Annotated in this window: 13 protein-coding genes; 2 read left to right on the forward strand and 11 right to left on the reverse strand. The window is 65.7% G+C overall.

Going from position 1 to position 11,871, the window contains the following annotated elements; genetic code table 11:
* Window positions 1-26: 26 nt before the first annotated feature.
* Window positions 27-977: a hypothetical protein gene (locus tag IPF49_12015; GenBank protein ID MBK6288339.1), complete on the reverse strand. Its 951-nt coding sequence runs from the start codon at window positions 975-977 to the stop codon at window positions 27-29.
* Window positions 978-1,063: 86 nt separating this feature from the next.
* Window positions 1,064-1,924: a 23S rRNA (adenine(2030)-N(6))-methyltransferase RlmJ gene (locus IPF49_12020; protein ID MBK6288340.1), complete on the reverse strand. Its 861-nt coding sequence runs from the start codon at window positions 1,922-1,924 to the stop codon at window positions 1,064-1,066.
* A 139-nt stretch (window positions 1,925-2,063) separates the two neighbouring features.
* On the opposite strand from IPF49_12020, the gene IPF49_12025 reads away from it, so the two are divergent.
* Both IPF49_12025 and IPF49_12030 read left to right on the forward strand, forming a co-directional pair.
* On the forward strand, window positions 2,064-3,284 hold the full coding sequence (locus IPF49_12025; protein ID MBK6288341.1) for an MFS transporter: 1,221 nt from the start codon (window positions 2,064-2,066) through the stop codon (window positions 3,282-3,284).
* A gap of 14 nt (window positions 3,285-3,298) precedes the next feature.
* A complete protein-coding gene (locus IPF49_12030; protein ID MBK6288342.1) occupies window positions 3,299-4,729 on the forward strand; it encodes a potassium transporter in 1,431 nt (476 codons plus the stop codon).
* Window positions 4,730-4,735: 6 nt separating this feature from the next.
* On the opposite strand, the gene IPF49_12035 is transcribed toward IPF49_12030, so the two are convergent.
* Genes IPF49_12035 through gspG form a run of 9 tightly spaced genes read right to left on the reverse strand, consistent with a single transcriptional unit; the run spans window position 4,736 to window position 11,829 of the window.
* The gene (locus tag IPF49_12035) at window positions 4,736-6,880 is read right to left on the reverse strand and encodes a type II and III secretion system protein (GenBank protein ID MBK6288343.1); all 2,145 of its coding nucleotides are present in this window, start codon (window positions 6,878-6,880) and stop codon (window positions 4,736-4,738) included.
* Complete coding sequence (locus tag IPF49_12040; protein MBK6288344.1) at window positions 6,877-7,386, reverse strand: hypothetical protein; 510 nt, start codon at window positions 7,384-7,386, stop codon at window positions 6,877-6,879. The genes IPF49_12035 and IPF49_12040 overlap by 4 nt, the downstream gene beginning before the upstream one ends.
* Complete coding sequence (locus IPF49_12045) at window positions 7,383-7,970, reverse strand: hypothetical protein (GenBank protein MBK6288345.1); 588 nt, start codon at window positions 7,968-7,970, stop codon at window positions 7,383-7,385. The genes IPF49_12040 and IPF49_12045 overlap by 4 nt, the downstream gene beginning before the upstream one ends.
* Window positions 7,967-8,974, reverse strand: coding sequence for a hypothetical protein (locus IPF49_12050; protein MBK6288346.1), 1,008 nt, complete (start codon window positions 8,972-8,974; stop codon window positions 7,967-7,969). Before IPF49_12050 ends, IPF49_12045 begins: the two co-directional genes overlap by 4 nt.
* Window positions 8,975-8,987: 13 nt before the next feature.
* On the reverse strand, window positions 8,988-10,067 hold the full coding sequence (locus IPF49_12055) for a general secretion pathway protein GspK (protein MBK6288347.1): 1,080 nt from the start codon (window positions 10,065-10,067) through the stop codon (window positions 8,988-8,990).
* On the reverse strand, window positions 10,045-10,608 hold the full coding sequence (locus tag IPF49_12060; GenBank protein MBK6288348.1) for a prepilin-type N-terminal cleavage/methylation domain-containing protein: 564 nt from the start codon (window positions 10,606-10,608) through the stop codon (window positions 10,045-10,047). The genes IPF49_12055 and IPF49_12060 overlap by 23 nt, the downstream gene beginning before the upstream one ends.
* Entirely contained in the window at window positions 10,605-11,024 is a 420-nt protein-coding gene (locus IPF49_12065) for a prepilin-type N-terminal cleavage/methylation domain-containing protein (protein ID MBK6288349.1), read from the reverse strand. The genes IPF49_12060 and IPF49_12065 overlap by 4 nt, the downstream gene beginning before the upstream one ends.
* Window positions 11,024-11,404, reverse strand: a complete 381-nt coding sequence (locus IPF49_12070; GenBank protein ID MBK6288350.1) for a type II secretion system protein — start codon at window positions 11,402-11,404, stop codon at window positions 11,024-11,026. Before IPF49_12070 ends, IPF49_12065 begins: the two co-directional genes overlap by 1 nt.
* A complete protein-coding gene (gene gspG, locus IPF49_12075; GenBank protein ID MBK6288351.1) occupies window positions 11,401-11,829 on the reverse strand; it encodes a type II secretion system major pseudopilin GspG in 429 nt (142 codons plus the stop codon). The genes IPF49_12070 and gspG overlap by 4 nt, the downstream gene beginning before the upstream one ends.
* Between the last annotated feature and the right edge of the window lie 42 nt (window positions 11,830-11,871).

An 11,871-nucleotide genomic window follows, 5' to 3' on the forward strand; every position in this document is an offset into this window, starting at 1 on the left:
TTGCTCGCGAGCATGAACCATCCGGGCTAGACCGCCAGGTCAACCTGCTGCAGCGTGCCGCTCGCGTAATTCTCGGTGATGAACAATCCGCTGCTGCGCACCGTGCCAAGCGTCTGGTTGCCGGCGTCGCGCAGCTCGAAAGGGGTTTCGACGCGACTCAGGTAGAGGGCACCGATCCCGAGCTCGGAGAGAGATTGCGTACTCTCCTCGCCAGCGCTGTTCCTGGCGTAGGCGAGGAGACGCGAAAATACCGGATCGCCCTCGTCGATGAAGCCATTGGCGTCGCTGTCGTGGCGCGCCAGGTCGGAGAATCCGTCACCGCTGCGTGTTCCGAACAGTTCCAGCCCGTTGTCGATCCGGCCGTTGCCGTTGCGATCGAGGGCGAGGAATGCACTGTTGCCGGTCGCAAACGAAATCTGTTCGGTCCGACCGTCGCCATCGAGATCGAAGGAATATTTTGCGCTGCTGAGTTGTGCGGCGTTACCGGCGAGATTCAGGATCAGCGGATCCTGGCGCTGGCCGCTGCTGACACCAAAGCTAATGCTGCTTTCGAAGCTGCGGCTCATCGTCAATTCGAGCGCGAGCGCGATCTGCGTGCCATCGGCGGTTGTCACCAAACCCGCGGCCTGAAAGCTGGTGGACTCGGATTCGCGGTAAAACACCGAGGAACTGTATTCGACGCTCAACGGCGGCGCGGTCGGCATTGCGGGTGCCGCGCTCTCCTGCGGCTCCCCGGTATCGATGCGGGCGACGTTGATCTTGCGTCCGCTGAGCGTCTCCACCAGCATCTTGAGCAGCAGCACTTCCTGCTCGAGCGCGAACTGCTCGGCGGCGGGATCGGCGCTGGTTGGCTCGGGCGCGGCAACCGCAGGCGGTGCCGGGCGGGCGCGCTCGATACGCAGCATCTCGCTGCGGCGCTGCTCGACGAGCGTGCTGTGCTGCCCCTGCAGGGCGATACGCGAGGCGACGATTTGCATGGGAGGCGAACGAACCAACCGGGTATGACGTCTCGTTAGCGGCTGAATCCGCTCGCGCTTTAGTCCGGATTGGCGCGGGCCGCGCTTCAGCCCGGCAGATCCCGGGACGAGTCGATGCTGAACGAGGCCCCGGCATCGATCGCAAGCAATTCCGCGAGCTGCGGCATGCAAGCTTCTAGTGCCGGGCGCAGCGTATGGGGGGGATTGATCACCAACACACCGCTTCCGTAGAGGCCGCTCGTTTCGTTGCGCGGCGCGCGGGGCTGGAGGCTCACCCGCAACCAGTTGCCGTTCGCGGTCGATTCCAGGCGCCGCGGAAGTTCATGCGCCTCGCGCCGCGGAATCACCGGATACCACACCAGGTACACGCCGGTGGCAAAGCGGGCGAGCGCCGAGCGCAGCGTGGTGATCAGCTGCGCATAGTCGCTTTTGAGTTCGTAGGACGGGTCGATCATGATCAGCGCACGTCGCGGTTGTGGCGGCAGCAGTGATTTGAGCGCGGCAAAGCCATCATCGTCGGCGACGCTTGCGGGAACCGGGCTGTCACGAAAGGCTTTTTCGAGGGCCGCGTAATCGGCGGGGTGCATTTCGTGGAGCCAGATGCGGTCCTGCGGGCGCATGCAACTGCGCGCGAACCAGGGCGAGCCGGGATAGTGGCGCAGCTTGCCGCCGGGATTCAGGGCGCGCACGATGCCGAGATAGCGCGCCAGCGGTTTCGACAGGCGCAGCGGATCTGCCTCCCAGAGCCGCGCGATGCCGGTGGCGGATTCTCCCCGGCTCGTGGCAAACCGGCTATCGAGTGCGTAGCGGCCTGCGCCGGCATGCGTGTCCACATACCAGAAACTCTTGTCCTTGATGGCGAGATAATCGAGCAGTTGTACCAGTACCAGGTGTTTAAGCACATCGGCGTGATTGCCGGCGTGAAAGCCATGACGGTAGCTCAGCATGGCGAGGTATCGCGCGTGTCCGTCGCAACGGCGCGGGCGGCATGGGTGTGTTTCGGATCGGTGACGCGCAATCGTTCTGTGAACATTTGTGAGCTTAACGCTGAGGGCGCGGCAGTCTATCATGCGTCCCGGATCAGCGATGTCCATATGCGCTCCGGGGAAATCTGAACGTCGTATGCAACAGCAGGGATTGCCGCGCACCGTCGTGGCGCTTGGTTTTGTCAGTCTGTGCATGGACACCTCCTCGGAGCTGATCCACAGCCTGCTGCCGCTGTACCTGGTGGGCACGCTTGGCGCCAGTCCGTTGCTGCTCGGGCTGATCGAGGGTATCGCCGAGGCCACCGCAAGCTTCATGCGCCTGTTCTCGGGTGCGATCAGCGATCGCCTCGGGCGCCGCAAACCGTTGCTGCTTGCCGGCTACGGGCTGGCTGCGCTCAGCAAGCCGCTGTTTCCGCTCGCCGACAGCGCCCTGACCGTGATGGGCGCGCGTTTCCTGGACCGTATCGGAAAAGGCATTCGCGGTGCGCCGCGCGATGCGTTGCTCGCCGATGTGACGCCGCCCGCGCTGCATGGCGCCGCCTTCGGCTTGCGTCAATCGATGGACACCGTGGGTGCGGTTCTCGGCCCGCTGCTCGCGATGGTGTTGATGCTGGTGCTGGCCGGCGATATTCGCGCCGTGTTGTGGGCCGCCACGGTGCCGGCCGGGATCGCGGTGTTGGTGATCCTGCGCTACGTGAAGGAGCCCGACAGCGGCGCTCCTGCCGATAGCGCGCGGCCATTGTGGCGCCCGGGCGAACTGGCGCGCTTGCCCCGGGTCTACTGGATGGCCGTGTTGCTGGGCATGCTGCTGACGCTGGCGCGTTTTTCGGAGGCTTTTCTGCTGTTGCGGGCGAGCGAACTGGGCCTCGCCGCGGCGCTCGTTCCGTTGATCCTGATCGCGATGAATGTCGCCTATGCAACGAGTGCCTGGCCCGTGGGCGTGCTGTCCGACCGGCTCGGACGCAAGCCGCTGCTGGGGCTGGGAATCGCGCTGTTGATCCTGGCCGATGCAGTGCTCGCGATTGCACAGACCCCGTGGCTCACCGCGCTCGGGGCGGTCCTTTGGGGCCTGCACCTGGGTGCGACCCAGGGGCTGCTCTCCGCGCTGGTTGCGGATACCGCGCCGGCGGCCCTGCGTGGATCGGCGTTCGGTGTGCTGCATTTCGCTGCCGGGATCGCGCTGCTGGTTGCCAGTCTCGTCGCCGGTTTCCTGTGGAGCAAGCTGGGTCCGCAAGCGACCTTTGCAGCCGGCGCGGTGTTCGCACTGTGTGCCTTGCTGGCACTGGTCGTGCTGCCGGCAACCGTGGCCGCATCCTCGTGAAGCCGGTTCTGTTGATGCGTCTGCTGGCAGTCGTCACCGGCGTGGTGAGCGCAACGTTTTTTTTGTTCGGGCTGCTCGACCTGCTGGTATTCGAGCAGGGAATTGCCCTTGATTTTCTGCTGCCCGGAGTTGCGGTTTTCCTCCTGTTCGCATGGGGCCTGAGGGGGGCGCGTGGCGCATTGCCAAGCGTCGTCAACCGCGACGCTTTGCTGCTGGTTGCGGGCACCTGGATGCTGTTTGGTTTGCTTTCGGCCATTCCGTTCCGGTTGATTTCGGGTTTGGGCTGGGCCGATGCCGTGTTCGAGGCGGTTTCGGGAGTGACCACCACCGGTGCCACGATTCTGGTCGGGCTCGACTCGATGCCGCGCGCCTTGCTGATGTACCGGCAGTTTCTGCAATGGACCGGTGGTCTTGGCGTGATCATCTTCCTGGTTGCCATTGCTCCCGATCTCAATGTCGGCGGCATGCGCCTGTTCAAGCTCGAAGTGCCGGGCCCGATGAAGGAAGCCAAGGTGGTGCCGCGGGCAACCAATGCCGCGCGCTATCTGTGGGGGGTATATGTACTGCTCACATTGCTCTGCGCCTGCTCGTATTACCTGGCCGGCATGGGTGTTTTCGACGCCTTGGCCTACAGTTTCACCACCATTGCAACCGGCGGTTTTGCCCCGCATGACGCGAGCATCGGCCAGTTTCGCAGCCCGGCCGTCGAATGGGTGGCCATCGTGTTCATGGCTGCGGGCGGGATCAATTTCGCGTTGCATCTCGGAGCGCTGAACCGCCGTCGCATGGGCGCCTACTGGCGTGACGAGGAGACCCGGCGCTTTCTGCAGATTGCCGGTGTGGGCGGGCTGCTGGCGGGGCTGCAGCTCTGGCATGCGGGGCTTGGCGACGGGGTGGGAGGCGCGTGGCGTCTCGGTATGCTCCATGCCGTGTCGTTCATGACCGGTACCGGTTATGTGTCGGGCGACATGGCGCACTTCCCGCTGGCACTCGGTTTCACGATGGTGATCCTGAGTTATGTCGGCGGCTGTTCGGGGTCGACCTCCGGTGGCATGAAGGTGGTGCGGGTGGTCATTGCCGCCAAGGCGCTGGCGGCCGAATTTCGCCAGATCCTCCACCCGCAGGCCATTATCACCACCAAGTATCAACGCCGGACCGTGCCGGCGGATATCTTCCGCAGCGTGTTCGGATTCCTGTTCTTCTACCTGGTGATGTCGATGCTGTTGATAGCCGTCCTGGTGATCGATGGGGTAGACCCCTGGACCGCATTCACCGCGATATCGGCCACGATCAACTGCACCGGACCCGCGTTCGGCGAGGCCAGCAGCAATTTCATTCCGCTCAGCGATCTTGGCATCTCGACACTGTCGTTCGCGATGCTGTTGGGACGCATGGAGCTGATGACCATCCTGGTGTTGTTTACGCCGGCGTTCTGGCGTGCCTGAATGCGCTCACAATGGCTGGGTGAGGGTGCGGGAAAGTTCCGCCGCTTCCTCGGGGGTGCGCACCACGTAGGGAATCACCAGCACCATCAGCTCGGTGCGGTTCTCGGACTCGCCATCGGTGCGAAACAGCTTGCCGATGACCGGCAACTGTCCAAGGATCGGCACGCCGCGCGCGGTGTTGCCACCAATCGATGACACCAGCCCGCCGAGCAGGATCGAACCTCCATCTTTCAAACTGACCGTGGTCTGGATACTGCGGTTGAAAATGGTCGGTGAATCGATGCTGCTGGTGGTGGTTTCCTGGGCTTGACTCAGCTCCTGGTTGACCTCCACATCCACGTAGCCTGAAGCGTGCACGGTGGGCTTGATCTCGAGTTTCACGCCAGTTCGGCGGTATTCGACGTTGTTCACGATCGGTGCATCCGGATTATCGATGGAGCGCGAAGACGAGCTGACTATCGGGATCTCGTCGCCCACATCGATGCGCGCGCTCTGGCCGCTCATCACCATCAGGCGCGGGCGCGAGCGGATCTCGGCGCGTTTGTTTTCGTAAAACAAATTCAGCACGGCACGGGTCTCCCCGGCATTGTCGAGGGTAAGATTGAAGCCCGAGCTGCCGATGCCGAGCCCGCCGAGTGTGCCGGCTATGGCATTGTAGGTGGTGCCGTTCAGCGTGATTGAACCGTCGGCGAGCCATTCGACACCGGTGGCTTCCTTGTCGGTCAGGGTGACTTCGGCGATCAGCACCTCGACCAGCACCGCCGGTGCCGGCCGGTCCATGGCGCGAATGGTAGGCAGCAGGTCCAGCCATTCCTGGCCGCTGCCGCGAAACACCACCGCATTGCGGTTTGCATCGACCACGAAGCGCCCGCTCGATGTGGCGCGACCGGCCGCGCGATCGCGCAGGCCCGCCGGCTCGCCCGAGTCCTGGTCCATCGCATCGCTCGGCTGTACCCGCAGCGGGCGTGAGGTCCTGCGCCCCGCGCCGGCGCCGCCTTCGAGCGAATTCAGTACCTCGACGATATTGTCCGCGGCAGTGCTGCTGACCTGGTAGGAAAAGATGCCGTCATCGATGCCGATCTGGCGCTCGCGATCGATGCTGTCGACCCATTGGCGCACGTGATCGAGAGTCTGCTGGGTCGGGGCGAACACGACCAGCGAATTGCTGCCCTCGAGCGGCAGGACGATCACGCTGCCGAGCGGCGGGCGCTGCGAGGCATCGTAGCCTTCCGACTGCAGGATGCGCTCGAGATCGTTGGCGAGTTCCTTCACCGGGACATAGGCCGGGCGCACGCTCATCGAAAACTTGCCGCGCATCAAAGGCTGATCGAGCGACTTGATGATGCTGAGCGCCTGTTCCACTTCCTGCTGCTTGCCGACCAGCACCACGGCATTGCGCACCGGGTCTTCCTGCACCTCGAGATCAAACCCGGCCATCACGCTGCCGAGCCAGCTTTTCACCTTGGCGTTGGATACCACCTCGAGCGGCACGAACATGAAGATCGGACGCTGGCTGTCGGGCACGTCGGGTAGCGTCCGTCCGCTGACCAGCAGCGGTGTCTGGCCGCCCTTGCTGGTCCTGTCGATCAGGAACACCAACACGCCGCCTTCCTGGTTGATCACCACGCCATAGGCGGCGAGCGTGGTGCGCGCGATCCGGAACAGTTCGGCCGGACTGACCGCGGCCGCTATGCGCAGCGTCACCAGGTCCGGTTGCTTGTGGATCTCCGGTTGCAGCGTGAATGACATTCCGAGTTGTTCGCCGAATACCTGGTTGATGAAGTTCGGCAGCGGGATATTGTTGTAGTTGACCGTGATCGGTGCGCCTTTCAGCCCGCTGGCGAGATCGTTGGCGGCAAGGCTCGAAACGCCCTCGTTGACGCGCACATGGGGCGTGGCGCTGTATTGGGTCGAGAAATCCGTCGGCACCGGTGCGCCCTGGTCAGGCGTCGTTTCGATCGGCTCGCGCAGCGGGGTATAGAACGCTTCCTTGGACTCGGCGTTCTTGTCGAATGCCGGACCCTTGCTGATACCGAGTTGTTCGCGATCGAGGTTCTCGCAGCCGCTCATCAGCACCAGCCACGCGCCCAGCAGCCCCCGCGCGGCGCGCGCGCGACTCGAGCTGGCGATCGGTCTGAACTGAAATATCACTGCGGGTTCCCATATAGATAAAGCGTGGCGCTGCCACTGGCCGTCTGCACGCTGATCGCATCGGCAGCGATCGAGCTGACCGTGACGCCGTCGACGACGCTATCGCCGGCGCGCAGGCGCAACAGGTCGGCGACTCCGCTACGCGATGCCGCGAGCGGCAGCAGCAGCGCGCTGCGCCTCGATCCGCTGCCCTCGATCCCGACCAGACGATAACTCCTTGCCACGGCCTGCGCTCCGGCCCCGCTCGACACCTGCCGGGTTGGCGCTGCTTTGCTGACACTGGCCGCGGGGGCACGATAGCGTCCCCAATGATTATAGTTGCCGAGCGTGCGCAGCGTCACAGCAGCATCAGGCCTGGGCGCGGCGCTGACCGCGGCGCTCGCATCGGGCACGCCGGGCTCACCGCGGGTCGCGCCCCAAGCGCCCATCAGGGTTCCTGCGCCCAGACTGAGCAGTGCACAACCGAGCGCCGCGCTCCACAGCAGCCACGAGGCGGGGCGGTTCACGGTGCCCGCTCCTCGCGTGTGACCACCACGCCGAGCTGCAGCCGCAGGGTCTGGCCGCGCTGGAGCGAGACGCTCAGCTGCTCGATCAGGATTCGTGGCTGGTGCTCGGCAATGGCCTGCACCATGCCCATCACGCCATCTTCCTTGAGTTTGCCATTGATTTCGGCCTTGATGCGCCAGCCATCGATTTCCGGGACCGGCTCGGCCGGTGAAAGTTTCAGGCGGTTCCACGCGAGGTGCTCGGCGGTGATGCGGCGCAACGCCGTTTGCAGATCGGCAGCCGCCAGTTCCGCCGAGCGTGCACGCCACGTTTGCGCTTCCCAGTGTTCGAGCTGGCGCCGCCCGGCATCGATGCGGCTCTGCCAGTCGCCACTGCCGGCGAGCGCATCGAGGCGCGCGGCGCGCCGCTCGAGAGGCGCGCGATCGGCCGTGGCCTGTGCGACCCGGTCGCCGACGAGCAGCGCGAGATAGGCGATGAGAATCGTCGGCACCATCAGCAACAGTGTCGCCAGGCGCCGGTTGGCGGCGAACTCGGACTGCAATTGCCGGCCCGCGTCGATCAGGCGGGTGGCCAATGTGCTCACGAGCGGCCTCCGGCCAGGGCTTCGCGCACATACAGCGGGGCGTCGGTGGCGCGCGGCGCCAGCGAGATCTGCAGCGTGATCTGGTCGGGATTCGGTGCCGGTGACACGCCGACACGGTCAAACCAGGGGCTGCGCTCGAGCGCCTCCACGTAGGCGCGGTTGTCCGGGGTCGCGTCCTGCAGCGTCACGCGCAGCGCACGCGGGCTGAACTCCCAGTCGAGCATGCGCTGGTAGCGGGCGCCCACCAGGTACTCGAATTCGGCGGCCGCTTCGATCGCGGATACCTGCTCGAACGATGCGGCGAGCGCGGCATTGCGGGCGGCGATAGCGAGTGCCTGCTCGCGCTGTTCGAGCAGCGGCGCGAGGTTCTGCTGCTGCGTGGCGATGCGGTTTGCGAGCCGATGGTTGGCGAGATGCGTGCCGCCGAGCACGCCGAGCGACCACAACAGCCACAGGCTTGCCAGTGCCAGCAGCGCCACACCGGCGGCGAACGGTTCGCGCAGCATGCGGCGCCAGTCGAAGGCGCGCCGGTCCCAGCGCGGGCCCGGTTCGGCCGCGACCACCGGCAGGTCGGCATCCGCGTCGAGCCCCGCCGAACGCAGGCACAGCGCGCGATGCTGTCCGGCCGCCGGCAGTACCGTGCTGAACACGAGTTCGTCATCGCACCATCGCTCGAGCACCATGGTGGCGCCCCTCTCGCGCAGACAGGCGTCGCGCACGGGCGAAAAAAACACCTGCTCGGGAACGATCTCCCACGCGCGTTCGGATTCCGGATCGGCGGCCATGGCGGCACGCACGCCCGCAGCATCCCAGCACCACAACGCGATGCTGCCGTCGCGATCCGCGGCATGCCAGCCCTGGTCGGGAAACGGCGAGAGCTGGCGGGCGCGCTCGGCTACCGCGCGCGCCCGGTGTCGTTCCGGGATCCTGGCCAGATCGAGGCGCGCGAACACGCAGATATCCGCTCCGACCAGCCACAGCGGGCGCTGCGTGGCCAATGCCACGCTGCTCGTGCCATCACGGTGCTGGCATCGAACGGGTGCTGAAGAGGTAGCTCGGAGCTTCATGCGCGTCGTCCTGGCTGCCTTGCCTGATTCGATAACTGCTTGTTATTTGCCACGGGCCGTTTTGGCTCAGGGGAGTTAATTGTAGCGCAAGCAGGTTGGCGTGCGAGGCGCCCTGGCGCCAGGTACGCAGTTGCAGGGTGTCGGACGGAAAGAAGCGGTATTGATCTTCGGCCCAGACCAACTGCACATCGGTGCGCATATCGAAATCGGGCAGGGCGCGAAACGGTTCCTCGCGCCGCAGTGCGACGATGCGTGCCGCCTTTTCCGCATCCATGCCGGGCAGGTGCGCGAGCAGGCTCTCGGGCATCACGTTGGGATTGAATGCCGCTACCCGGAGCGCCGAGAGCCAGTCGTGCACGCGAAACCCGGGGCGCGCGAAGAGCCATTCGCGCCAGCCCAGCACCCGGGTGATTTCCACCGCCGAGCGCAGCGCCGAATTGCCCGGGGGCGGTTCCGACAGCGCGGCATACTCCGGCGCCTCGGCGCCGTCGAGACGGCGCAGCGAGTTGCTGTCGCGATAATCGGCCAGCGCATCGAGCAGGCGGCTGACCCTTGCTTCGTCGGCATCGAAGACCTGCAGCAGGCGCTGCAGATCGACCTGCGATTCGCTGTTCAGCGCGATCAGGCCGCTCTCGTCCTGCAAGGAAAAGCGGACCTCGCCGAGGCCGCGATAGGCGCTGCCGTCGAGCGCGATTTCACCGCCGATCGGATCGATTCGCAGTTCGTCCTGAGTGCTGTCCGGTTGTGTCTCCCCGGGCGCGGTGGTGGTAAGGCCGGCGCGGGTGTATCGCTGGGTGCCGAGCAGATACAGCAGGGTGTTGCGGGTGCTGAGCATATCGAGCTCATCCTGGATGCGCAGCCGGATCAGGCGCGCCTGCTCCAGGCGCGCATCGACGTGGCTGTCCAGCATCCCGGCGAGCAGCAGCACGATAACCGCGGCCCACAAGCCGAGCACCAGCACGAACCCGCGCTGGCGCGGGTGGGCCATGCGCTGGCGTGGCTGCATGCTATTCGTCGTCCGGTATTTCATCGTCGGGACTCGCGAACGCCACGCGCACGGTCAGCAGGCCGATCTCCAGGTTGTCACCGTCGTCGAACACCAGGCGCACGCGTTCGGGCAGCGCGTGACTGTCATCGGCGGGCCAGCGCGGATGCCACTTCGCCTCCGCGTCCTGGTACTCGAAGCGCAACAGCGCAGGCAGCACCGTGACCGCCACGTGCTGCTCGCCTTCCTGGTAATCGAGCCCGCGATCGGGGCGTATGTTCCAGGCGATGCCGGTCGCGATGCCTTCGGATCCAAGCAGCGGGCGAAAGGTCTTCAGCTGCAGCGTGGAGGATTCACCGATGAATTCGTCGCGCTCCCCGATGTTGGCAACGGCGGTGCTCAGCGTCTGCTGGATCCAGAGGCGGCATATCAGTTCGCGATAGATCTGGCCCTGGTCCGCGGAGACGCGCTGAAACAGGCCGAGTCCCTGTCCGATTCCCTGCATCACCAGCGTCGCGGTCAAAGCCGTCAGCACGATCACGACGAGCATCTCGACCAGCGTGAGCCCGGTGATGCGGCGCCTCACTGCGAGCCCCGCGGCTCTCGAGTGCGGGTGTGCTGCACCAGGCGCAGTTCCGGCGTTGCAATCAGACGCTCGTGGCTGAACACCGACAGCATCACCCGGTACAGCGTCAGTTCGTAGAGCCCCTTGCCACCGACGCCGGTGCGCGAGGGGCGGGTGGCTTCGATCGGCTCGGCCTGCCAGTCGATGCGGAACTCGCGCCACTGGATGCTGCCCGCCGGCCGTCCACCGAGGTCCGTCTGCTCCAGCGTGCCGAGCGCCTGGTGCAACGCGGCTTCTTCCAGCGCGAGATCCCGCACCCGGGTCAACGAGACGATATTCCCGGCGACCCAGGCATAGGCACCGAGGATCGCCACCGCGACGATGGTGAGCGCGACGATCGCTTCGAGCAGGCTGAAGCCGCGCACGCGATCCCGCATCAGCCGCCACCGCCCACCATGCACAACGGTGGCGCGAGCTCGAGATCGCGCTCGCCCTGCGGCGTCAGCAAGCGCACCCTGCCACCGCTGCATATCCCGTTGGCGCGAATGTACACCGCATCGACTTCGGCCAGCGACCAGCCCGCCGGGAGTTCGAGGTGGCGCGCGGCGAGTTCCTCGAGGGTTCCCTCCTCACCGAGCGCCCAGGCCAGCAGCGGCAACGCGCCGATCCCGTTGCTCACTTCCTGCAGCGCGCTGCGCGTTTCGAGGCGTGTGTAAACCCGTCCCAGGCCGGGCGCGGCCAGCGCAAGGACCACGCCGAAGACGATCAGCACCACCGTGATCTCGATCAGGGTGAAGCCGCGCGAGCGACGGGTCACGGCAGGTAGCCGATATCGGCGGCCAGTCCTTCGCCGCCGGGTGCGCCATCGGCACCAAACGAGTAGAGAGTGAACTCCTGTCCGCCGGCGGGCTCATCGCGGTACTGATAGGGATTGCCCCAGGGGTCGGTGGGCAGGTTCTCGTCGAGATAGGGTCCGGCCCAGGTCGGCGCACCCGCGCCCTCGGGACGCTGCTGCAGCGCTGCCAGCCCCTCCTCCGCGTTCGGGTAACGGCCCACATCGAGGCGGTAGGTCTGCAGCGCGGTTTTCAGCATGCGCACCTGCGTTTCGGCGGTACGCACCTTGGAACTGTCGACCTTGCCGAACAGCCGCGGACCGACCAGCCCGGCGAGCAGGCCGAGTATGACCAGCACTACCAGGATCTCGATCAGTGTGAAACCCGTCTCGCGTGTGCGTCTGTTCATGCCGTTCTCCCGGTTCGTGATGACGCGCCGCGCCGCCTAGCC

This window comes from Gammaproteobacteria bacterium, from assembly GCA_016705365.1.
GTDB lineage: Bacteria > Pseudomonadota > Gammaproteobacteria > Pseudomonadales > UBA5518 > UBA5518.